The sequence below is a fragment of the Tractidigestivibacter scatoligenes genome (assembly GCF_001494635.1).
GTDB lineage: Bacteria > Actinomycetota > Coriobacteriia > Coriobacteriales > Atopobiaceae > Tractidigestivibacter > Tractidigestivibacter scatoligenes.
The window spans coordinates 39,617-63,255 of the sequence record NZ_LOJF01000010.1; the positions used below are offsets into that span (position 1 = coordinate 39,617).

17 protein-coding genes are annotated in these 23,639 nt (G+C 60.8%); 8 read left to right on the forward strand and 9 right to left on the reverse strand.

Features of this window, described 5'->3' with window-relative positions; genetic code table 11:
- Positions 1–39: 39 nt before the first annotated feature.
- Positions 40–2,190, reverse strand: a complete 2,151-nt coding sequence (locus AUL39_RS07330; RefSeq protein WP_059054949.1) for an efflux RND transporter permease subunit — start codon at positions 2,188–2,190, stop codon at positions 40–42.
- A gap of 179 nt (positions 2,191–2,369) precedes the next feature.
- Between AUL39_RS07330 and AUL39_RS07335 the strand changes: the two genes are divergently transcribed.
- Together AUL39_RS07335 and AUL39_RS07340 are read left to right on the forward strand one after the other, a co-directional pair.
- Entirely contained in the window at positions 2,370–2,963 is a 594-nt protein-coding gene (locus AUL39_RS07335) for a TetR/AcrR family transcriptional regulator (RefSeq protein WP_059054950.1), read from the forward strand.
- Between the two features lie 132 nt (positions 2,964–3,095).
- Positions 3,096–4,511: a hypothetical protein gene (locus AUL39_RS07340; protein ID WP_059054951.1), complete on the forward strand. Its 1,416-nt coding sequence runs from the start codon at positions 3,096–3,098 to the stop codon at positions 4,509–4,511.
- A gap of 7 nt (positions 4,512–4,518) precedes the next feature.
- On the opposite strand, the gene AUL39_RS07345 is transcribed toward AUL39_RS07340, so the two are convergent.
- Entirely contained in the window at positions 4,519–5,133 is a 615-nt protein-coding gene (locus AUL39_RS07345; RefSeq protein WP_059054952.1) for a phosphoheptose isomerase family protein, read from the reverse strand.
- A gap of 542 nt (positions 5,134–5,675) precedes the next feature.
- On the opposite strand from AUL39_RS07345, the gene AUL39_RS07350 reads away from it, so the two are divergent.
- Entirely contained in the window at positions 5,676–6,836 is a 1,161-nt protein-coding gene (locus tag AUL39_RS07350; RefSeq protein WP_059054953.1) for an iron-containing alcohol dehydrogenase, read from the forward strand.
- Positions 6,837–6,917: 81 nt separating this feature from the next.
- Here the strand turns inward: AUL39_RS07350 and AUL39_RS07355 are convergent, their stop codons facing one another.
- The 4 genes from AUL39_RS07355 to hpdB all read right to left on the reverse strand — a co-directional run bounded on the left by AUL39_RS07355 (position 6,918) and on the right by hpdB (position 12,164).
- A complete protein-coding gene (locus AUL39_RS07355; protein ID WP_059054954.1) occupies positions 6,918–7,529 on the reverse strand; it encodes a DUF4125 family protein in 612 nt (203 codons plus the stop codon).
- Positions 7,530–7,634: 105 nt separating this feature from the next.
- Positions 7,635–8,993 (reverse strand): MFS transporter, encoded by a 1,359-nt coding sequence (locus tag AUL39_RS07360; protein ID WP_059054955.1) that lies wholly within the window; start codon positions 8,991–8,993, stop codon positions 7,635–7,637.
- A 120-nt stretch (positions 8,994–9,113) separates the two neighbouring features.
- Complete coding sequence (hpdC, locus tag AUL39_RS07365) at positions 9,114–9,389, reverse strand: 4-hydroxyphenylacetate decarboxylase small subunit (RefSeq protein WP_059054956.1); 276 nt, start codon at positions 9,387–9,389, stop codon at positions 9,114–9,116.
- Between the two features lie 45 nt (positions 9,390–9,434).
- Positions 9,435–12,164, reverse strand: coding sequence for a 4-hydroxyphenylacetate decarboxylase large subunit (gene hpdB, locus AUL39_RS07370; protein ID WP_059054957.1), 2,730 nt, complete (start codon positions 12,162–12,164; stop codon positions 9,435–9,437).
- 299 nt (positions 12,165–12,463) lie between these two features.
- Here hpdB and hpdA point away from each other — a divergent pair, with 299 nt between their 5' ends.
- Positions 12,464–13,456 (forward strand): 4-hydroxyphenylacetate decarboxylase activase, encoded by a 993-nt coding sequence (gene hpdA, locus AUL39_RS07375; RefSeq protein ID WP_059054958.1) that lies wholly within the window; start codon positions 12,464–12,466, stop codon positions 13,454–13,456.
- Positions 13,457–13,507: 51 nt separating this feature from the next.
- On the opposite strand, the gene AUL39_RS07380 is transcribed toward hpdA, so the two are convergent.
- Both AUL39_RS07380 and AUL39_RS07385 read right to left on the reverse strand, forming a co-directional pair.
- Positions 13,508–14,410 carry a response regulator gene (locus tag AUL39_RS07380; RefSeq protein ID WP_059054959.1) on the reverse strand — a complete coding sequence of 301 codons (903 nt, stop codon included), beginning with the start codon at positions 14,408–14,410 and terminating at the stop codon, positions 13,508–13,510.
- A gap of 4 nt (positions 14,411–14,414) precedes the next feature.
- Positions 14,415–15,188, reverse strand: a complete 774-nt coding sequence (locus tag AUL39_RS07385; RefSeq protein WP_235810798.1) for a helix-turn-helix transcriptional regulator — start codon at positions 15,186–15,188, stop codon at positions 14,415–14,417.
- A 702-nt stretch (positions 15,189–15,890) separates the two neighbouring features.
- Between AUL39_RS07385 and AUL39_RS07390 the strand changes: the two genes are divergently transcribed.
- Positions 15,891–16,997 (forward strand): ATP-binding protein, encoded by a 1,107-nt coding sequence (locus AUL39_RS07390; protein ID WP_235810812.1) that lies wholly within the window; start codon positions 15,891–15,893, stop codon positions 16,995–16,997.
- A 15-nt stretch (positions 16,998–17,012) separates the two neighbouring features.
- Here the strand turns inward: AUL39_RS07390 and AUL39_RS07395 are convergent, their stop codons facing one another.
- Entirely contained in the window at positions 17,013–18,245 is a 1,233-nt protein-coding gene (locus AUL39_RS07395; RefSeq protein WP_059054960.1) for a diphosphate--fructose-6-phosphate 1-phosphotransferase, read from the reverse strand.
- A gap of 193 nt (positions 18,246–18,438) precedes the next feature.
- Here AUL39_RS07395 and AUL39_RS07400 point away from each other — a divergent pair, with 193 nt between their 5' ends.
- The 3 genes from AUL39_RS07400 to AUL39_RS07410 all read left to right on the forward strand — a co-directional run bounded on the left by AUL39_RS07400 (position 18,439) and on the right by AUL39_RS07410 (position 23,470).
- Complete coding sequence (locus AUL39_RS07400) at positions 18,439–20,385, forward strand: YidC/Oxa1 family membrane protein insertase (RefSeq protein WP_059054961.1); 1,947 nt, start codon at positions 18,439–18,441, stop codon at positions 20,383–20,385.
- 64 nt (positions 20,386–20,449) lie between these two features.
- The gene (locus AUL39_RS07405; protein WP_160327049.1) at positions 20,450–22,510 is read left to right on the forward strand and encodes an alkaline phosphatase family protein; all 2,061 of its coding nucleotides are present in this window, start codon (positions 20,450–20,452) and stop codon (positions 22,508–22,510) included.
- Positions 22,511–22,645: 135 nt separating this feature from the next.
- Positions 22,646–23,470 (forward strand): HAD hydrolase family protein, encoded by an 825-nt coding sequence (locus AUL39_RS07410; RefSeq protein WP_059054963.1) that lies wholly within the window; start codon positions 22,646–22,648, stop codon positions 23,468–23,470.
- Positions 23,471–23,639: the final 169 nt, after the last annotated feature.

Sequence of the window (23,639 nt, forward strand, 5' to 3'; positions counted from 1 at the left end):
CGGTGCCCGTCGCGTGATCGATGCGTGTCTTGTCCGCCGCTAGGCCGCAGGCGTGGTTGTGGGGGAGTCCGGCAGGGAGCCTGCGCCCGAGCTGCCAGCAGCGCCCGAGCTGCCCTTACCCTCCTGGTAGAAGCCAATCTTGTAGCTGGTGTGGCGCACAAAGCCGTCAAGCAGCTGGAAGAGCAGCGGCAGCACAAAGAAGATCTCGACAACCGAGATAAACGCGCCGCGGGCAATGAGCTCGCCCACCTGCTGAATCATGGGGCTCGAGACGGCCACGGTGATGCCGATGCAGGCCAAGATCAGGATCGAGCTTGAGGTGATGATGGGCTGGGCGGTCTTCTCAACAGACTGGAACGCGGCGTCCTTCTTGTTCATGCGCTTGCGGCGCGCCAGGTACTCCTCGGTGAAGATGATGGCGTAGTCCACGGCGGCGCCCAGCTGCACGGCGTCGATAACGAGGAAGGCCACAAAGTTGATGGTGTCGCCGGTGAAGTACGGCACGGCCTCGTTGATCCAGATGGAGACCTCGATGGCGCTCACCAGGATGATGGGGATCGAGATGCTCTTGAACATCACGAGAAGCACGGCGCCAATGGCAAGGATCGAGGCCATCTTGACGGTAGTGTTGTCCGTCGTGGTGACGGACTTGATGTCCGCGTAGCTCACCGCGTTGCCGGCAAGCTTGTAGTTGTCGCCGTAGTGCTCCTGGCAGATGTTGCGCACGGTGGTTACCAGGTCAAAGGCACCCTTTGACTCGTCGGGGATGTTCGAGGTGAGCACGATGCGGCTCCAGCCGCTGTTGAGCAGCTGCTTTACCTGGCTCTCGTCCGCAAGCTCGTGCGGCAGGGCGGAGCCGGCAATGGTTGAGTACGAGAGCACGCTCTTGGTCGTGGGGAGAGCCTTGAGCTCGTCTACCAGGGCATTTTCCTCGGCCCAGTTGCCTTCGGGAACCATGATGGCCCAGGTCTGGGACTCGCCAAACGCCTTGTTGATGATGTCGCCGTCAATCTTGACCTGCGAGTCCTGCGCGATGTTCGCCGCCGAGCCATACGTGAAGCTCACGGCACCAGAAGCCTTGAGGGCGGGCACGGCAAGCACAATGGCGATGATTAGCGCAGGCACCGCACCGGCGCGGCACACCTTGGCCATGCGGTTGAAGGACTTGAAGAATGGCTTGTGCGAGGTCTTCTCGACGGCATTGCGCATGTTGTACAGGATGCAGGGCATGAAGAGAGTGATCGAGAAGAACGAGCACACGATGCCCTTGGCCAGCGCGATGCCCATGTCGGCGCCAATGAGGAACTGCATGGCAGCCAGCGAGAGGAAGCCAAAAAACGTGACGGCCGCGGAGGAGAGGATGACGGGGAACGACTTGGTCATGGCCATGACCATGGCCTCAAACTGGTCGTCCGTCTTCTCGCGGTAGCGGCCAAAGTTGGTGAGCAGCACGATGGAGTAGTCCATCGAGACGGCCAGCTGCAGCACGCTTGCTACCAGCTGCGTGATGGAAGAGATGGTGCCACGGAAGATGTTGGTGCCCATGTTGAGCGCAATGGCCACGCCAATGGTGAGCAGCATCACAACGGGGTGCAGGTAGCTCGTGGTGTTGAGAAGCACCATCACAAACACCACGATGACGGCGATGGTCATGATCTTGGCCATGTCGGTGTTGATCGTCGCCATGTTGGCGGCGTCGGACACGGCTGAGCCGTCGATGGCCACGGTCTGGGCGTCTGGTAGCGCCTGCGCCATCGAGCGGATGGAGTCTATCTCGGCCTGGTCCACGTCGCTCGTGAAGACGCACTGATAGAGGTAGCCCTCGCCGTCGTACCACTCCTTGACGGTGTCTGCGTTTGCAACCTCGATGGGCTTGTCGAGGTCCACCTCGTCACCGAGCCAAGTGACCGAGGTGACGCCTGGCTGGTTCTTGAGCTGCTCGTCAAACGAGGCGGCGTCCACCTGCGAGATGCCCGTCACATAGACGCGGGCGTTGGTGATGTCGTTGCCGTAGATCTCCTTCATGTCATTGAGGTCTTGCGAGGACTTTGCGCTGGTTGGCAAGTAGTCGCTCATGTTGGCGTCAATCTTCACCTGCGGAATGCACGCCACGCTCAGGCAGGTGAGAATCACAAAGAGCGTGATGACCAGCTTCCTGTGGCGGAGCACCCCACGAAAAAAGCGTTCCATCTGCTTGCTGCTCCTTTCGGATATAAATCACTCACCTGTACGTTGTTAAACACATGGTGATTTTCTACCCGAATTCAATTATTCTGAGAAGCGCAGAAGAACTTCGGGTCATTGCGGGCCACATTTCGTTCGGACTTGTACACTAACAATGTCATTTGTTGCGCTTGGAGGGAGCACATATGGCAGAGAAGGGCATGAACAGGAACGCGCAGCGCTCCATACGCCTGCTCAAGGAGGCGTTCATGGAGTTGCTAGCCGAGAAGCCCTATGAGAGCATCACGGTCTCCGACGTGGCCCGTAAGGCTGACCTCAACCGCGGCACGTTCTACGCCCACTTCGACAACGTGGACGACCTCATGAGGTCCGTGATGGCAGACACTGCAGACACCATCTCGGAGTTTCTCTCGCAGGCGGTGGAGAGCGGCTTTCTTGAGGACCCCCTGCCCGTGCTCACGCAGGTGGGGGCCTATCTCGACGAGAACAGGGAGCTTACGCGCAAGCTGGTTGAGTCGAGAAGCATCGAGCCCTTCGTCTTTGCGCTCGAGTCCCGCTTCCGCGAGTGGGTTCAGCAGCGCATTCCCGTAAACACGCAGCAGGAGAAGAAGGCCTGCACCATGCTCACCGACTACATTGCCGGCGGCGTGCTGCAGACCTACCGTTCCTGGCTCGTGGGGGACTACCCAGGCGTGGAAATCGCCGAGGTCAACAAGTGCCTGAGCGAGTTCGTGCGCTCGACGGGCACGGTGCTCCCCGCGCTGCGTGAGGGGAAGTAGCCGACAAGGACGCAGCGCGCGCTCCTTTCCGCCCCGTTCGCGAGGTCTTCTCGCTCTCTCTCCTCCCGCTCGGGAAGAAGGCCGGAGCAATGGCGCACAATAGACGCATTGGGAACTCGAGACGGAGGCAACATGGAGACCAAGGACTTCACCCTGCACCGCGACGGAGTCGACGGGGACTTTGACGTGACGCTGTATGGCACGGCCGGGCGGCCGGTCATCGCGTTTCCCGAGGGCGACTCCTCGTGCGCAAGCTGGGAGGAGGGCGGCATGGTCGACGCGCTGGCTGGGCTCATCGACGCCGGGCGCGTGCGGCTCTTCTGCGTGGACTCCGCCGACGGTGCCAGCTGGTATGCGGGCTATGCTCCCACTGACTACCGCATAGCAAGCCTCGGCGGGTATTTTGACCTTGTCGAGAACGAGCTTTGTCAGTTGGTGCGCGACGAGGCACCTGGAGCCGGTGCGCCCATCGTTGCCGGTGCGGGCCTGGGCGCGCTCAACGCGACCATCGCCATGTTGCGCAAGCCCAGCATCTACGGCGGGCTTCTCGCACTCTCGGGCACCTATGACGCCGCCTGGGTTGTGGGGGATGCCATGTCCGATGCCTGGCGGGCCTTCTCGCCTGTGGACCTTGTGCGCGGGCTTGGCGACAACCCGCTGCTGGTAGAGGCCCTGTCTGGGCTACAGCTGGCGTTCGTGTGCGGTACTGGTGCCGGCGAGGAGGGCGGAGAGACCCAGCGGACGCTTCAGGGAGAGCTTGAGGCTGCGGGCGTTTTCGCAACGTTTGAGTACTGGGGTGCCGACGTTGATCACAGCTGGGGTTGGTGGCAGGAGGAGGCGCGGCAGCTGCTTCCGTGCCTGCTTGAGGAGGATGGCCTGCAGCGCAGGCATGCGGCTTCTGTTGTGGGAGATGCGCGGGCAGCCGCGAAGAGTGCCAGCGCAGATCTTGCTGGCGCGGGGGAGCGGCTCGAGCAGGCAAAGGCGCGTCTCGCCCAGGCGCACGACGCGTTGGCTGCGGCCGAGGAGCGCACCAAGTTCGAGCAGCAGTCCGTTGCCGAGCACGCCAAGGAGGCCGAGCGCCTTGCCGCTGTCGCGCACGATGCGTGGGCAGAGAAGGACCGCATTGCGGCACTGCTGGAAGATGCCATCCGCAAGGGCAATGAAGCCCAGGTAGAGGCCGATAGGGCTGCTGCCGAGCTCTCCTCGGCCCAGTGGATTGCGGGTGAAGCCGAGGCGGCTGTTGCTAGTGCGAAGTCCGATCAGGCCGCTGCCGAAGATGAGGTTGCGCGTGCCGAGGAGGGCGTCGAAGCCGCGCGTGCGCGCGAGGCAGAGGCAAAGGCGCAGCTGCAGGCCGTGCTCGACGAGGCGTCGACGGCGAAGCCGGAAGTCGCACCTTCTGCGAAGGAGTCAGCCGAGAACAAGCCGGCCGCTCCCGCCAAGAAGACCACGGCGCCTGCGAAGAAGCCAGCAACGAGAAAGGCGACCACCGGCACCAAGCGCTCTTCTCGCACGCACAAGTCATCCGGCAACCAGGGCGCTGCACGCTAGGTAGCGACTACAGCAGCGGGTCAAACGCGCGGGCGTACTGGGCAAACAGCCGGTCGAAGAAGTACGTGACCCCAAAGGTCGCGTAGATTCGGTGGAGCGAGGAACCCTCGCTTGCGTCCTTTCCAAAGGCCAGCACGTCGTCGAAAATTGCGTGCAGCGCCGGGTCCTCGCTTGCCGTCACAATGACCTTGTAGGCGTGGCACTGCTCGATGACCGCACGCTGCCTGCGGGCGAAGCCATTCGACGTGGTCACAACAATGAGCAGGTCGTTGGGGGTGAGGGTGTCAAGCATCGCGGTGCTGGGAGAGTCCTCGGCCACCAGGTGGACGGTCTTGTCCTCCACAAGCATGGCCTGTTGGAACTCGCGTAGCGCCAACGTGGAAGACTCCGTCGAGAAGATCACGATACGCCCGCACGTGTTGAGCGAGTTCACGATTGGCAGTAGCTCACCTCTGGCGACAAGCCCGTCTATCTCGGTGTATATGGCGTCAAGGTCCTTGTGCAGGTTGCGGTGCTCGTCCCTCTCGGCCCAGGCATAGACGAGGTAGTGGCGGCGCAGCGCGTTGAACTCGTCGTCGGAAAGCTCTCCCGCCTCCTTTATGTGGAAGCCAATTTCGCTCATGCTGCCTCCTAGCTGCTGGGTCGCCAGCTCGTATGGATGACAACAGTCTACGCAACGCGTACGTCGTATGCGTCCGCTCACCCGAATGACCCCGCGAGCGTATGCATCGGTTAGGACGCCTCATGAGAAAACCTGTTGGTGCCCAGCGAGAAAGAAGCCGGAAGCGTTGGCGATGGTCCCGTCGGCGGTCGCGTGCACAAAAATTGCGGTTGCCGGCCCATTTTCGGAGAATCGCCGAGTACGAAGCCTCTAACTTTTTGCGGAGCCGCAGGTAGGAAAATGGCACCTGTCGGGTGATACTAAGCAAAACTCCCAAAATGGGCCGGCAACCGCAATTTTTGTGCAAATGGCCTCTGGTGAGCATAAAAATATCAAAGTTACTAATGCTTGCGACGGTCGAATGGCAATATCAGGTTCCGTTTGCCGGGAGCTGCAGGCATTTACATGGTCATCTCTCCCGCTGACCGCCAATACCGTGCTATCGATTGGCCGCACTGGGTATCAATGGGGCTGGCGCCTGTTTGCACGAGAAGGGAAGCAGCATGTACAACTTCACGTTCCACGTCCCCACCACCATCCACTTTGGCAAGGGCCAGATCTCGCACCTCGACGAGCTTGCCCAGTACGGCAAGAAGGCCCTGCTCTGCTATGGTAGCGGCTCCATCAAGCGCAACGGCATCTACGACGAGGCCCTGCGCATCCTCGGCCAGGCCGGCGTGGAGGTCGAGGAGCTCTCGGGCGTGGAGCCCAACCCCCGCATCGAGACCGTCCGCCGCGGCGTCGAGACGTGCAAGACCACGGGTGTCGACATGGTCCTCGCCATTGGCGGCGGCTCCACGATCGATTGCGCCAAGGTGGTAGCAGCCGGTGCCCGCTATGACGGTGACCCCTGGGACCTGGTGATTCATCCCGAGAAGATTACCGCCGCGCTCCCCATCTTCTCGGTGCTCACCCTCTCCGCGACCGGCTCAGAGATGGACCCGTTCGCCGTGATATCGGACATGACCAAGAACGAGAAGTGGGGCACTGCCGCCGAGTGCATGAAGCCCACGATGTCCGTGCTCGACCCCACCTACACCTTCACTGTCTCGCGTCGCCAGACGGCCGCCGGTACGGCGGACATGATGAGCCACACCTTCGAGAACTACTTCACCATGGAGCCGGGCGCCTACGTCCAGCAGCGCATGGCCGAGGGGCTTCTCCGCACCATGATCCACTATGGGCCCATTGCGCTTGAGGAGCCGGACAACTACGAGGCCCGCGCCAACCTCATGTGGGCTGCCTCGCACGCCATAAACGGCCTGGTCAATGCCGGCGCCGCCAACGCCTGGTGCGTGCACCCCATGGAGCACGAGCTCTCGGCGTTCTACGACATCACCCATGGCGAGGGACTGGCCATCCTCACACCGGCGTGGATGGAGCACGTGCTCTCCGTCAAGACGGCGCCCATGTTCGCGACGTACGGCCGCAACGTCTGGGGCCTGCAGGGCACCGACGACATGTCCGTGGCGCGCGACGCCATCGCCAAGACTCGCGAGTTCTTCTTTGTGACCATGGGCATGCCGGCCAACCTGCGTGCCGTTGGCATCGATGACGAGAAGAACTTCCGCGTGATGGCCGAGAAGGCCGCCGCTGGCAGCAAGGGCAGCTTCGTGCCACTTACTGCCGACGATATCGTGGAGATCTACCGCGCGGCACTCTAGTTCTTACCTGTAGGAAAAGGGAGCGCGCCCCTCCCGGCATGCCGTCGAGAGGGGCGCGCTTCGTTGAGAGACATCAGTGTCCTAGAGCACGGCACCCTTGTAGTTGGCCTCGTAAGCACCAGAGAAACCCAGCTCTACGGCCGCTCCGTCGTATGCCTGCAGGTTGGGGTTCCTCCCTGCGCCCCAGCACCCAAAGACCCACGACCCGTACTCGTCGATGGTGCGCTGCGAGTAGGACATGAGCTCCGCCCGCAAGCGCGACTCGTACGACGGCGCGTCCGGCCTGTCTTCCTCTGTGATGAGCGCCCCAAGGCGAGAAGTGAAGCGGGGAACGATCTCTCGGGCGCGAACCTCCCAGATGAGCGAGAGCTTGGAGATGAGGTCGACCCGCTCGCAGAACTCGTAGGACTTTGGCGGCAGCATGCGGTGGGCGTCAGGTCGGTATGAGGTCCCAAAGAGGTAGGCTGCCCGCTCCAGCACGATGGACTTCTCGCATGCGCGGGCATTCTCAAGGTCCTGCAGGTACGCCTCGAGGAGGGACTCCGGCCACAGGGCAAGCTGCGCCGCTCGAAAACGGTTGAGCACCAGCCCAAACGATGCCGCGTCGCAGGGCGGGTTGGGCTCCTGCAGGGCGCGTTCGAAGTCCTCGTCCTCGCGCCCAAGCACGGTTTCGACAAGCTCGGAAACAGACATGCATCTCACCTCTTGAGCTGGCGTTCTTCTCGTATTGTTGCAGAAAGGGGCGCCAGCTGAGCCGGCGCCCCCTGGGGGAGTGTCACGCTTTGTGCGCGGCGTACCCTACTCGCCCTCGACCTTGCCCGGGAGCAGCAGCGCCGAGATGGTCGACACCACGTACGCGCCGATGCCAAAGTAGAGCGCGGGCACGTAGGACTGGAAGGTGTCGAAGAGGAAGGCGCCCATGAAGGTGCCGAACGACGGGCCGATGCCCATGATGATGAGCGTGGCGAGGCCCCAGATCTTGCCGAGGGATGCGCCGCCAAAGACGGTGCCCGCATAGCCTGCGGCGCCGCCCGGCTCGATGCCCCAGTACACGGCGAGCAGGACCATGCCCACGATCACGACGGGAAGGCTGCCGGAGAGGGCGAGGAGCACGCCTGCGATGCCAAAGAGCGGGGACACCACGAGCATGATGCGGCGGGCCGGGCGCTCGACGCCCATGCGCTTGACCAGGGCGTCCGATGCCCTGCCGGTGAGCGGCATGGTGAAGATGCCCGCGAGTCCGATGACCATGTAGATCACGTTGGCGAGCGGCATCCCCAGAAGCGACGGCTGGGTCCAGCCGAGGTCGACGGTGAAGTAGCGCACGATCTGCGACCAGATGAGGAACTCGCCCATCACGGCGAACATGAATGCGAAGATGTCGCACCAGAGGGCGCGCGTCTTGAAGGCCTCGCCAACGGTCCAGACGTGTGCGGGCTTCGCTGCGGCGTCGGTCTTCTTCTTGGGCAGGGAGTCCAGGCCAAAGGGCTGGGCACCCACCTTGTCGGGCATGGGCTTGGCCACGGCGGCGGCGATGAGGAGCATGACGGCCATGATCACCGAGAGGACCTTCATGCCGGCGGACCAGCCGGCGCCCTTGAGGATGGGGGAGACCACGATGGTGAGGAGGAGCTGCGCCATGGGGGCGCCCATGAAGGCGAGGCCCCACTTGGTGCCGTACTCGGTGCCCACGTACCACTTGCGGCACGAGATCGTCGAGGAGACCCACAGCATGCCCGTGCCTACGCCGGCGAAGACGCCATAGGTCACGAGGTAGACCGGGAAGGACCAGCTCGCGCCCTCGGGGATGAAGGACGTGAGGAAGAACCCGAGGAAGCAGCAGATGGCGCCTATCGCGTAGGCGGGGCGGGTGCCCTTCTTGTCGATGAGGCCGCCGGAGAAGTACGCGGTGATGGCGTAGAAGGTCATCATGAAGCAGTAGCCGAGCGAGGCCTGGGTGGAGGTCCAGCTCATGCCCTCCATGAGGGACGACTGCATGATCGAGAACGAGGAGCGGTAGCCGAAGAGGCAGAAGACCGCGAGCCAGGCGGCGATCACGGTGCAGGTGCCGTACTTCTTCGCGGTCTCCTTGGTGATCTGCTCGGTAGTCGGGGCCTCGTGCTCCGGCTTCTGAGCTGTTGCTTGTTCAACAGACATGGGAACCACCAATCTATTCGAATGGATCTGATTCCGTACAAAGAACGCCCCGGGGAACCATGGTTCCCCGGGGCGTGGTCCAAACCCTAGGGCTGGAGCGTGTGCATAGCTCAGATGCGGCTATGCCTCGACCTTCTCGGCCGCCCCACGCTCGAACTTCTCGCAGTTCTTGGCGCCGTTGTCGGCGAAGGCCCAGAACTTGTCCTCAAAGCCCGTGCAGGTTCCCATGTTCTGCTCGCCCGCCTGGTAGTGGCTGCAGAACTTGCACTTGAAGCCGGGGGTGAACTTGGGGCAGGTGGGCGTGTCAATCTGGACGGTGATGTCACCGTTGGCGTGGCAGATGCCCTTGGCCACGTCGATGGGGATGTAGTTCGCGCAATCAGAGTGCTTGCACATCGTGGGAATCCTTTCTCGAGAAGGTCGTGGGAATGCGTGACTGGACTAGATGGACTCGTACTCGGTGCGGGCGATGACCTCGTCCTGGATGGGCTTGCCAATCTCGACCCAGTACTGAGTGAAGCCAGCGACGCGGATGAGCAGGGTGCGGTAGTTCTCGGGGTGAGCCTGTGCCTTCTTGAGCACGCGGGAGTCCACGATGTTGTACTGGATGTGGAAGCCGCCCTTGCGCATGTAGGCGCGGGTGAGGTCCAGGAGCTTGCGGGAGCCCTCGACGCCCTTGGTGGCGCTGGGGTGAATCTTGAGGTTCATCTGGGAGTTCTGCGACATGGAGTGATCCCAGCCGGTCGCGGACTCGAAGAGGGCGTACTGGCCGTGAGTGTCGGTGCCGGGGTAAGCGGACATCGAGGCGTCGGCGAACGTCGTGCCCTCAAGGCGGCCATCAGCGGTGGCAGCGGTGACGGCGCCCTCGGGGCCGTGCGTGGACACGGACATCTGGCACACGTAGAGAGGCTCGGCGTAGAGGGACTCGAACTTGTGCGGCATGTCCTCGCAGAACCAATGCTCCCAGTCGTAGAGCATGTCGTCGACGTAGGGCTCGTCGTTGCCGTACTTGGGCGCGCGCAGGCAGTCCGCGTGAATCTCGTCGTAACGGCCGTCATCGTCGTCACGCTTCTCCTGGTCCTTCAGGGACTCGGAGCCAACCTCCTTGGACGTCTTGTAGCCAAAGTTGTGGTCGAGTGCGTCCTTGAGCTGGTCAAGCGTGTACTTGTGGTCATCGTAGACGAGCTTCTTGATGGCCGCGAAGGAGTTGATCTGGTTGCACATGCCGCAGCACTCGATGTTGAACGTGGCGTTGTAGCGATAGCCCTTCTGGGCGATGCCGAGGCCGCGCTCGAGGCAGTTGGGCTTGAGCAGCGAGTTGACCATCGACGGCGTGAACTTGCGCCAGACGTCGTGCTGGATGTTCATGCACTTGTTGAGAACCTCGACGGACTTCTCGTAGTACTTCTTGTACTGATCGACAAGGTCGTCGAACGTGTCGAACGTGCGGTTGTGCGGCTCGAAGACCTGAAGGCCGGTACGCTTGTCGAAGCCATTGTTGAGCGTGAGCTCGAGGATCTTCGGGTTGTTCAGGAAGTGGACGCCAACAGAGGTAGGCTGACCGGAGCCACCGGGGATCCAGTAAAGCTTGCCACCGTGGTGCAGGGGCATCCAGGTGCCGGGCGAGGTCTCGAGGCAGCCGCCCACGGACCAGGCGCGGGACTCGCGGACGGTCATGCCCTCGTGCTGGTACTGGTTCTGGATGAACTCCATGCCAATGCGGTTGTTCATGATGGCGGGATATCCGGCACCAGTCTTAACGCATTCCATGCACTTGAGGAGGAACTCCTCGGGCGTGGCCTCGTCGTAGAGCAGCGAGAGCGTGGGCTGGGTGGTCTGGCACTTGATGCCTGCCTCAAGGATGAGCATCTCAAGACGGTTGGCTGCAGACTTGCCCTCGCGGTCGAGACCACCAATGCACACGTTGTTGAAGGTGTTGCCCGAGAGGACGCCACCCACGACGCCGGTGCATGCGAAGGCGTCGATGCAGGTCATCTTGACACGGTAGAGCTCGTTCCACTCCTCGGCCTCGGCCTCGGTGAGGCGGCCAGCCTCGATGTCCTGCTCGAAGTAGGGGTAGAGGACCTGACCAATGCGGCCGGGGGACAGGCCAGACATGGCGTCCTCGTTGAGCTCGGCAAGGTGCAGCAGGTAGATTGCCTGGAGGGCATCCTTGAAGGTCTTGGGCTTCTCGTGGGCGATGCGGTGCATGCGCTCGGAGATTTCGGAGAGCTCTGCGCGGGAGGTCTCATCCTCGGTGCAGGTGAGCAGGCGGTCAGCCTCGCGGCCGTAGTTGTCGAACCAAGCGGACAGGCCACGGCAAAGCTCGGCCATCGACTTGTAGTAGTACAGGCGGTCCATGCCGGAGATGCCGTCGCCGCCAGCCTCGCCAGCAACTTCACCCGCGCGCTTCTCGCAGAAATCGATGAGGCCATCAAAGCCGTACTCGAGGACGTAGTAGTAGTTCATGACCTCGCGGCCCTGGGGAATCGTGAAGCCAGAGTCAAAGTTCGACACGACCGACTTCATGATGTTTTCCTTGATCTTGTACTCGGGCACCATCTGCTCGTACTTGCGGCCCACGTCCTCGACGGACTTGCCGGCCCAGGCGTAGGCCAGGCGGTGCATGGCGGGGACGATCTCGCGGCGGACACCGTACTTGCCGCCCACGGAGACTACGTTGCCAAAGCTCTTGGTTACGTTGCCGCCGCCGGCGCCAAAGTGGGAGACCTCTGCGCTGGATTCAGCGCCCGTAGCAAGTGCGGCCTTGTAGAGGTCGGAGTCCTTGTCCATGAAGAAGCTCTCGGTGAGCCAGGGCAGCGGGGCGGAGCCGCGATAGAAGCCGGCCTTGGCGCCAACGAGCAGCTCGTGTGGCCAGATGGGGGTGTCGAGGTGCTGGAAGACGCTCTTCAGGCCGTAGGCGCGGCGCATGATGGGGACTTCGCCGTCGTGCTCGGTTGCGGCGCGCGTGTACCAGTAGGACTCCTGCACGTCGAGCGACGAAAGCGTGTCGAAGTAGATGTTGCGCAGGTAGTTGGCGCGCGGCGTGGGCTCCTTCTTGATCTCGCGGTCCTGGATTTCCTTCGGGGCCTCTCCGTTGGCCTGGCTCTCGAGTGAGAGTCCTCTCTCTGCCAGGACCTCGGTCAGCTTCATCGGATGGAGTTGTGCCATTCTGACCTCCTCGATAGAAAACCGTGACGGCTCTGTGCCGCCTCTTACCAATCGTCATTGTGTGTGAGAGGTAGCAATTTGAGATGGGTCTTGGCTCGTGTTTGGCGGTCGTATCTTCTCGCCGCCAAATAGCACCAAAGGTCGTATGCGGGACCAAAGTAGTAGGTCCGCCCCCCGAAATCCGCCCTCCGGCACGACCTTGGCACTACGGCCAAAATGTGCCTTTCGCCAATAATCAGGAGATAAACGGGCAGTTTCTACAAGCTGTGATGCTTGCTGTCATGAGAGGAGACAGACAAATGAGGAGGAGTCTTTCCGCGCCATTGAGCGATAGGGACAGAGAGCTCAAAGGAAGGATCTTCGACATTCAGTCGTACAGCGTCCATGATGGCCCTGGGTGCAGAACGCTCATCTTCATGTCCGGCTGCCCCTTTCGCTGCAAGTGGTGCTGCAACCCCGAGAGCTTCTACAATCGACAGGGCAAGCTCTACCGAGCCTCAAAGTGCGTGAACCGTGCCGACAAGCGCTGCACGCGCTGCCTGGAGGCCTGCCCCTACGGTGCGGTGAGCGACAACTCGCAAGACCCGGACCACCCCATGAAATTTGACTGGGAGAAGTGCCACGTCTGCACCACGTTTGAGTGCGTGAAGGCCTGCTATGACGATGCCCTGGTCACGATCTCCGAGGAATACACGGTCGAGCAGATCATGCACATCCTCGAGCGCGACCGCCACTACTGGTCTGGAAATGGTGGCGTGACCTTCTCGGGCGGCGACCCCATGTTCCAGCCCGAGTTCCTTCTTGCCGTGCTGGAGCGCTGCGACGAGGCCTACATCCACAAGGCCATAGAGACGGAGGCATCTGCCTCGACTGACGTCTACCTCAACGTGATGCGCCACATGGACTTTGCCTTCAACGACCTCAAGAGCATGGATACCGAGAAGCACCGCGAGTACACGGGCATGGGCAACGAGCAGGTGCTGCAGAACATTCGGGCCTTTACCAGCTCAAACTGCAGTGCTCGACTCATCCTGCGTACACCGGTCATCCGGGGCTTCAACGACACCGAGGAGGACTTTGACAAGATTGGTGCGTTCATGAGGGAAGTGGGCTTGAACGAGCTCAACATCCTGCCGTTCCACCGGCTTGGCGTGAGCAAGTGGGAAGAGCTCTCGATGACGTACGCATTCGCAGACGACAAGCCCACGTCGCCCGAGAAGCTCGAGAGTCTCCGCAAGGTGGTTCAGGGGCACGGGGTCAAGTGCTACGTGGGAAGCGAGACGCCGTTCTAATGCATGGGACGCGGGATGCGGCGTTTCTCTCGTCCGCATCCCGCGGTGCGCTTAGCCAAAGATGTTGGACATGAAGTCGTCTGCTATAAGGACGCGACGCAGGGCTTCTACCTCGTCGTGGTTCACGGAGCCATCCGCAGAAATGCGGCTCAGGGCCTCCGAGGGGGTGTAGCCGTCGAGAATCTCCTCGCAGAACATGAGCATGAGGGCGCAGGCGCCATCGGTTGTGGCGTGGTCAACGTCAAGCGAGAAGCGCTTCCCCTCGTTGCCAAAGACACGGTCAAGCTCCGTACGAGCGGTGGTGCCCTCCCAGAGGTCGCCGAGGTACGCAAGGACACCCTCGATGGAGCCATAGCGCGGCACCAGGTCAAGCGTGAGGTTGACCATCTCGTGGACTATTGCCTGAGACTGCTGCTCTAGGTCGACGCTCTGCGTGAGGACGTCTGTCCAGCGCAGGGCGTCCGACTTTTCCAGCATGCCGTGCGGGCCCTCAATCTTTGTGGGCGGTTCGTCGTTACCAATAATCTGCCTGTCGGCAACGCGAAGCACCTGATCGAGCGACATGGAGCGCTGCATCATGCGTTTGCCACGCACAAGGAGCATCAACACGTAGTAGAGCCGGTCAAAGAGAATGGGCTCGAAGGTGAAGATGTTGGCGCCAGAGCGAAAGGCGGCTAGCCGTTCCTCGGGGGAGTCGTGCGTCGAGTAGATAACCGCGGGCTGCTCCACAATGTTGTAGTGCTCGCGGAGTCGCCGACATGCCTCGTAGCCGCTCATGTCCTGAAGCTCTACCGAGAAGATCACCACATCGATGCGATACGTGCGGATGATGCGGAAGGCCTCCTCGGCACGGTAGCACAGGACCACGTCGCAGCCGTAGGCGGCGAGACCGCGCTTGAAGCGCTCGCGTGCCTTGCCGTCTGAGCATACAAAGAGCAGCTTGGGAGGTCTCATACTGCTACACCACCATAGTCTGGCGGTTGTCCTCATCAAGCGTGTCTGCGTACTCGCAGATAAGCTGGACACGGTTCTTCACGCCAAGCTTGGCAAGGATGCTGCTCATGTGTGTCTTGACGGTCTTCTCGCTGAGGAAGAGGCGGTCGGCAATCTGGGAGTTGCTTAGGCCATCGCATACCAGAACGGCAATCTCGTTCTCACGCGGGGTAAGGACGGGGGAGAGTATGCGCGTGGCGCCTCTGGAATCCGCCGAGGGGTCAAGATGGACGTCGAGAAGCCGGCAGGTGCACTCGAGCCACGAGGTGGCCTCGCTTAGCTCCTCGTGGGTGATGACGGGAAGGTCGAACTTTGCCTGGAGCTGCTCGGCGTGTGGCGCGTCATCAAAGACAAAACCGTCGCAGCGCCACAGGGCAACGAGGCGTGTGTTGAAGAAGACAGGTATCGCAAATGAGGTAATGCCAAAGTTGCAGGTGCGCACCAGTGGGTCAAAGACCCTTCTGTTCTGGAAGTAGCTGGCGACCGCTGCGATGTCGTGTGCTGCGATGCCCGAGCAGTCATGCGCCATCCCAGATTGGACAAAGTTGCAAAAGCCCAGCTTGAGCGAGGGGACAAGCAGAGGCTTGCCCTGCGTGTCTATGAGCAGAAGTGGAACGCGATAGTCTCGGACAAAGCAATCCTGGAAGTCCTGGAGGGCTCCCTTGCCCACCATGGATACCCACCTGTCGGCACTAATCTCTTTGGGCTGGTGGCTGCCACCGCCAACGCTCCTGAGCATTGCACAAACCTCCCCCAAGACGGCCGCTTTACACGACGTGCCTGTTTGCTGATGTGTACCCCCTCTACATGTAGGTGGCCCCTACCACCCACGATTGCGGGCTCTCCCAACTTCCGCACTTTGCACCATTTTGCCCCCGGCGGTTCTGGCTATACGGAATTGTTCGGCAAACGTGCCATTTGCACGCATTCGTGCCATACATTCTTGCAGGTAAAGGCTGTTCGCTCATGAGTTTCAGTTATTTTGGTTTTTACGCCAACGGTGCTATGTGGGCGAGCCTGTTGCCCACGCTCTGCGGCAGACGCTACCAGAAGGTCTCCCGCCACACATTCGCGCCTGAATCCGTGGCCTGGCCTCTCTGCACCATTGACGAGAAGGACTTCACGCGGTGCTCTTGAGAACAATTTCGACAGAATTCGGCTCTAGGATAGAGAATTCCGTCCAGTTTCTTCTCAACAGCGCCACAGCAGGGTTGGGAAGGGGGTGTAAGCGTCCCGCGCGTTGGATGGTGGGTTCACCCTTCTCGCCGTGACTTCCGGGCGATACACTCCCGATTATGGTGCTTGTCGGTTCTCGAATATGGTTCTTCTCGCTCCCGATTATGGTAATATGCACGTACTGATTATGGTATTTCATGAGGGGAACTAAGTGATAGGGCGAGACATCATCCCATGCGCGAAGAAGAACGCTGACTGGTTTCCCGTGGTCTCTATCACGGGCCCGCGACAAAGTGGCAAGTCAACGCTGGTTCAGGCCACCTTTCCTGAGTATCGCTATGAGAACCTCGAAGACCCAGGTGTTCGAGAAATGGCGCTTGAAGACCCGGTTGGGTTCATTCGCCAAAGACCGCATAAGCTCATCATTGATGAGGCTCAGCTTGCGCCAGAACTCTTCAATGTTATCCAAGTGGTCTCTGATGAGGTGGGTACACCGGGGCAGTATATTCTCTCCGGCTCGCAGAACTTCCTCCTGCTAAGGCAGATCACGCAATCCCTTGCGGGGAGAGTGGGCCTACTCAGGCTCATGCCGCTTTCGTATCGGGAAGCGCACAGAGCCATACCCGAGCTGTCGGTGGATGATTTCGTTATTCGCGGCGGCTATCCCCGTCTGTATGACGTGGACATTCCGCCCGAGGTCTATTACGAGAACTACCTGAGCACGTATATCGCGCGCGATGCGTCCGGGTATGTTGATCCAGGTAACCTCAGCGCATTTAGAAACTTCATTACGGTCTGTGCTGATAGGTGTGCAAATCTTCTCAACCTCACCAGCCTTGCCAATGACGTGGGTATAAGCCCAAAGACTGCGAGGTCATGGCTCTCTCTTCTGGAGTCGAGCTATGTGGTGCAGCTTCTTCAGCCGTATCACGCCAACATTCGCAAGCGACTTACCAAGACTCCCAAGCTCTACTTTAACGATACAGGGCTTCTCTGCCACCTGCTTGGGATTACGACCAAGGATCAGTTCATGGTTTCCCGCCATAGGGGAGCGATTGTGGAAGACCTGATTATCTCCGAGACGGCAAAACGACACATCAACTCTGGCAAGCAGCCCCAGCTCTTTTTCTATCGCGATGACAGCAAGATTGAGGTCGATTTGCTCGACATGACCAACCCCTTGGAGCCCGAGCTTGTGGAAGTCAAGTCATCGGCAACGTATAGGTCTTCGTTCACGAGACACCTGGCTCGCGTGGGAGATCTGGTTGGCGCCGACGTTGCCAACCAAGCGGTTGTCATGAACGTGGACAAGACCGCAACGGTAGGAGGCCGCACGGTGTGGTCGATGGAGGACTGGCTGCTCCGCGAGTAGCCAGTCTCCGCCATCCTATGCCAGCAGTGCCACGTGGGCCGGCACGCCGCCCACAAACGAGAGCGACGGCTCACCGGCAATGAGCGGACGGGCGTAGCGCAGGTAGGTCTCGGTTACGCCCATGCCGTCTTCGCGGATCATCTCCGCTGGCACGGCCTTCACGGCGTTTGCCACGCGGTTCACGTCAACCAACTCGTAGCGAACCTCGTACGGCGCGTCGGATACGCGCGTGAGCGCGCTCATGACACCCGAGGCGCCGTCCAGCGCGGCGTTCACTCCGCGGGCACCAAGGCCGGATGCCTCGGTGAGGTCCGTCTGGCTTGCCAGGTGGGCGGCGCAGCGCTGCGTGGTGCACAGCTCGACGGCACGCGTCTTGCACCCCAGCTCACGGTGGGCCACGTCTGCCAGGTAGCGACTCGTGCCCGAGAGTGCGGCCGCGTGCCCAAAAGCATCGACGCGCGCCGTGGAGCCCGCTCGCTCGCAGATGAGCGTGCCATCCGCCGTGCGCACGCCCTCGCTCACGGCAACGACCACGGTGTTTTTCTCGGCGATAAGTTCCGCGAGCCTTTGGAGAAGGTCCTGCTCGTCGAGTGGAACCTCGGGAAGGAGCACCAGGTCTGGCGCATGGCCGCCCGCCTCGCCGGCAAGCGCGGCGGAGGCGGCAAGCCAGCCGGCATCGCGGCCCATGATCTCGACGAAGGTGACGCTCTTGAGGTCGTAGACGTCGGCGTCGCAGGCAAGCTCGTCCACGGTGGCGGCAATGAACTTTGCCGCGCTGCCATAGCCTGGCGTGTGGTCGGTGAGGATGAGGTCGTTGTCAATGGTCTTGGGCACGCCCACAAAGCGGATCTTTGAGCCAATGGCCTCGCCGTAGCGGGAGAGCTTCGCGATGGTGTCCATGGAGTCATTGCCGCCAATGTAGAGCACCGCGCAGGCGCCAAACTCGGAGAAGCGCTTGAAGAGCGTACGGTAGGTCGTCTCGTCCGTGGAGGGGTCCGGCAGCTTGTAGCGGCAGCTTCCCAGGTAGCTCGACGGCGTGTGCGAGAGAAGCTCGAGCTGGGCGGGGCTTGCCACATGCTCGTCAAGATTCACGGTACGCCCATCGAGCAGTCCTTGGATGCCATAGCGCATGCCTACCGTGTGCAGGCCGGCTGCGCGCGCGGCGCCCACCACGCCCGCAAGGCTTGCGTTGATTGCGGCCGTGGGTCCGCCGGACTGCCCCACCAGCACGTTGTTGCCCAAAGCCATATATGCCCCTCTCGCAGTGAGTTTTTCCTGCCTCGAGGATACCGCACGACGCCTTCTGGCGGTACAGCTCAGCCTTGCCTGCCGACGGCCGCAACGACTCTATAAGTATGTAATGGAATAGTAATTGTGTCGTTCTCGCGTGGTAAGGTAGCACGGTCCCAATGTCAGCTGAATAAACTGGGAGTCACACATAATGTTCGAGGCGCTTGCAAGCTTCTTCTCGCTTATCGTGCAGCCGGCCTATGACCTTACCGGCAGTTGGTGGGCGGCAATCTTTCTCTTCACCCTGTTCTCCAAGGTCATCCTTATGCCCCTCTCGGTGTGGTGTCAGAAGAACAGCATCGTGATGGTCCAGCTCATGCCCGAGCTCTTCCGCATCAAGTGCCGCTACTACGGCGACCGCGAGACCATCGAGGAAAAGCAGAACGAGCTCTATCACGAGAAGCACTACCATGCGCTGCTCTCGCTCATCCCCCTGGCCATCCAGGTGATCATCCTCTTTGGCCTGGTGGACGTCATCCACTCCATCACAGACTCCGGCGCGCCCGGCACCGAGTTCCTGGGGCTGGTGCCCATCGAGAGCGGTGGTGCATCGCTCATCATGCCGCTTCTTGCCGGACTCTCCGCCGTGATCATGGGCTGGGCCTCCAACCACATCAACCCCCTCCAGCGTGAGCAGTCCCGCGCCGAGAAGAACATGACCAACGGCCTCTCCATCGCGCTTTCGCTCTTCCTGGGCTTCTACGTGGTGTGCGGCATGGCGTTCTACTGGGTGTGCTCCAACCTGCTCTCTATTGCGGTGCAGGCGCTGTGCAACGTGATCGTGAAGCCGCGCGACTACATCGACTATGAGGACCTCAACAAGGCTCGTGACGAGTTCAACGCCATCGAGGAGGCCACCAAGGGCGACCGCAAGTGGTACCAGCCAGATCCGCTGGCCCGTCGCGCCAAGGCAGACTACAAGCGCTTCTTCAAGGTGGACGGCAAGCACCTGGTGTTCTACTCGGAGAGTTCGGGCTTCTACAAGTACTTCCAGGGCGCCATCGAGTGGCTGCTTAACAACTCCGACGTGCGCATCCACTACCTCACAAGCGATCCCGACGACCAGGTCTTTGACATCGCCAAGCGAGAGCCGCGCCTCATCCCGTACTTCCTTGACCAGAAGCGACTCATCACGCTCATGATGAAGATGGATGCGGACGTGGTGGTGAGCTCGCTTGGCGCGCTCGACGTGTACTACATCAAGCGCTCCTACGTGCGCAAGGACATCGAGTACATCTACATGTGCCACCATATGACCTCAATGCACCTTACCTCGACCAAAGAGGAGTACGACAACTTCGACACAGTCATGTGCGTGGGGCCGCACCAGCGTCGCGAGCTTCGACGCATGGAGGAGGTCTATCACACACCAAGGAAGAAGCTCCCCAAGATTGGCTACGACCTTCTCGACCGCGAGATTGCCGACTACGAGGCCATGCCCAAGGTGGCACACGAGAAGCCCGTCATTCTCATTGCCCCGTCCTGGAACCAGGACAACATCCTCGATACCTGCATTGATGACATGCTGGGAAGGCTTCTGGGCCATGGGTACCGCGTGATTGTTCGTCCGCACCCGGAGTATGTGAAGCGCTACCGTCCGCGCTGGGATGCGCTGGTCGAGCGCTATGCCAAGGTGCCCAAGGACGAGCTGGTCTTTGAGGGCGACTTCTCGGGCCACTCCTCCATCCTTGAGTCCGACGTCTTGGTTACCGACTGGTCCTCCATCGCGGAGGAGTTCTCGTTCACCACGCTCAAGCCATCGCTCTTCATCGACACGCCAATGAAGGTCACGAACCCAGACTGGGAGCAGGTTGGGATAGAACCCACCGACATTAGCCTGCGCAACCAGATTGGCCGCTCGCTCGACCCGGCGGATCTCTCTGAGCTCGAGGGCGTCATTGATGACATGGTTTCGAACCCCGCGTCTTGGCATGACAGGATTCGCCAAATTCGCGATAGCTTCATCTACAACCTTGGCCACGGCGGCGAGGCTGCGGGCGAGTACATCCTGAGGGAGGTTCTCGCCAAGCAGGAGGGTAAGGACATTACGGCTGCCGGTGCTATGGCAGAGAATGGCGGTGTGCGTGATGGTCGCTAGGCATGCGTGTGATGGACGCGTTGCGCGTTGCTTCTCGAGGGGAGTCATCGTTGTCTGGGATGTCTTGAGCATTTCTGCGATAAGCGCCTGCCTGCTCACGGCCATGGCGACGCCGGCGCTTGCCTACGTGGACCCCTCGGTCATGACTTATACGATTCAAGCGCTGGCCGCGGTTGCTGTTGCGCTCTCCGCGGTCCTGGGCGTGGCCTTCAGGCGCACCCGCAAGGCGCTCATGAGGATCCTGCACATTGATGAGGGCGCCAAGCGCGTGGCGGAGCCGGCCGTATCGCGCATCGACCCAGCCGGGAAGCCCGCGGCAGACGCGTCGGCACGCGAGGATCTTGCCGCCATGGGCGGGTCCGCACTTGGCGGCTCCAAGCGCCGCACGACCAGTTTGCCGTGGGGGCGTCGCCTTGTGCTTGCGCTTCTCGCCTGCGCGCTTCTCGTCCTTACGGTGCTCGTGGTGGCGCCGCTTGAGCTTGTTGCCGGCAGCTCCGACAGCCTCCTTTTTGGCATAAAGCAAGTATGGCAGGTTGTGGTGGTGGCGGGTCTCGTCGTTTCCGTTGTTTCCGGCCTTGCCATTTCGGCAGTTCGTGGGCGCGCCTTTGACGTGGTTGTTGCCATAGTCGTGGCGTTTGGCGTGGGCGCCTACGTGCAGGTGCTCTTTATGAACTCGAGCCTGCCAGTTGCCGATGGCAACCTTGTAGACTGGACCCAGTACAACAAAATCACTGCTATCAGCCTGCTCGTGTGGGCAACCATTCTTGTTGCATTTTTGGTGTTTGCGGTCAAGCGTCCACGTATCGAGAGGGCTGTTTCCGCAGTGTTGAGCGTTGCCCTCATCATTGTGCAGGTGACTGGCGTCGTGGGCATCGTGACCAAGGCGGCATCCGAGCCAGAGTCCATCACCATTACCGAGAAAGGCCTCTTTGACGTCTCTGGCAAGAAGAACGTGGTGTGCTTTGTGCTGGACATGACCGACACCGCGGATGCCAAGCAAGCCTATGCCGACAACCCCAACATGCTTGACGGTTTGGATGGCTTTACCTGGTACCAGAACAGCACGGGGTCGATGATTCCCACGCGCTATGGCATTCCGTCTCTGCTCACGGGCGCGCGGCCGCAGAAGGGCGAGGATGCGGCGGATTTTCTCTCGTCCATGTACACAAACAGCCACTTCTTGGATGATGTGGCGGCTCAGGGCTACACCACGGACATCTACTCTGACTCTGCGGATTGGATCGATGGCTGGAGTGAGTACCTGGGACAGCATGCTGAGAACTTCGAGAGTACCTCGGACGTTGCCAAAGGTGCCCTTGATCGGCAAGGTACGCTTCGCATTCTGTACCAGTGCGCGCTTTATCGCGACATGCCGTGGATTGCCAAGCCATTCTTCTGGTTCTACACGGACCAGATCAATCAGGGCATGACCGCAAGTACGAGCGGGACATCTCCTGACCTGACGCCCTATATCATGGATGACCCTGCCTACTACCAGGCGCTCAAGGAGAATGGCCTTTCCATCAACGACGAGGATGCCTCGTTCCGCTTCATTCACCTTGTTGGTACCCACTGGCCCTATACCATGGATGCCGACGGCAACAAGGTTGCGGAGTCTAGCGACTGGGAGTCGCAGATGGTTGGTGCCTTCAAGATCGTGCGCACCTACCTTGACGAACTCAAGCGTTTGGGCTTGTATGACAGCACAACGGTGATTATTACAGCAGACCATGGTGTGTGGTATCTCACACCAGACGTGTTGGACGGCGTTTCGACGCCAATCATCTTTGTGAAGCCTGCACAGTCTGCCGAGGCGGACACCGTGCCGTGCCAGATTTCCCAACAGCCAGTGAGCCACTACGATCTTCAGGCAACCATGCTTAAGGGTATGGGTGCCTCGCAGGATGTGCTTAATCACTACGGCGAGTACAACCAGGCAATTGAGGATCGTAGGGACCCTGCAGATCGCCTGCGCTATTACCTCATGACGACGAGTAACGGCAAGTTCGACACCGGTTGGCGTGAGTACCAGATATCCGGCGACTCTCAGGACTTCGCGAACTGGCACCTCGACGGGAACGATTGGACTATCACAGACGATGACGCCAAGCGCATCTGGCACTAATTGTCTTCTGAGGTGACGTTTCTATGCTGCAAGTGGCGCCACCGCTCATCTTGGGCGGTGGCGCCCTTGCTTTTCAACGGCGCCTGAGCCGGCCGCGGTATGATGGCAGGGTTGCGTTATTGAAGGGAGCTGTTGATGACGGGTGCTGGCTTTGCGGGAAGGGCGATGGCGAGCGACTTTGACGGAACACTCTTCTTTGGCATTGGCGGCAGGGCGCATCCGCTTCATCGGTTCCTCCCGCGCGACATTGAAGCTATCCGGACGTTTCGCGCTGGGGGTGGACTCTTTGGCGTGTGCACCGGGCGTCCGCTTGGCGCCGTTCTTGCGGATGCGGGAAGAGACCTGAGCTTTGACTTTGCCATCACGAGCAGTGGAGCGTGCGTGAGCGACGGGGCGGGGAACACGCTGTTCTCGCGAGAGATTCCCGATGACGATGTGCGTGCGCTTCTCGATGCGACGCGTGGGCAAACCGCTCGCCCGCCGTTTATAGCGTTGGAATCTGGATACCTGGTGCTGGGTGGTGCCAGCATTCCCGGGCTGCCAAAGGGGTTTCTCAAGCGTCTTAGGGTTGTGAGCTCGGTTGACGAGGCCTTGTCCATGGGCCATGGCGGTGACGGCGTGCAGGTTATCTCGCTGGGGTTTGGTACCCAGGAGCGCGCCGCGCGTTTTGTGGCTGGAGTGGGGGAGTTGCTTGGGGGCAGGGGTTCCGCTTTCCAGAATCTCGATTCTGTAGACGTGGTGCCCACAGGGTGCTCAAAGGGCGCCGGTCTTGCCGTCGCGCGTCAGCAGCTGGGGCTTGGCTTGGTTGGCGGTATTGGCGATTCCTTCAATGATCTACCGCTCCTTGACGAAGCTGATGTTGCATACACCTTTAATCGCGCGCCCGAGGCGGTGCGCGAGGGCGCCGATGTGCTAGTGGACGACGTTGCTGGAGCACTTGCGGATCTTGAGCAGCGATAGGCGGGTTCGAGAGGCAGTGGCTTAGCCGTTTCCGCCCCTGGTCCTGGCACAAAAACCGTAGCCCAACCGTCGAATTGCGCCAGGTCACGCATGCAGGCGCTTGTGGAATTCCCAAAGAGCAGAGGAGGGGGCGAGACTATGGCCTCGCCCCCTCCTGCCTTGATTCGAT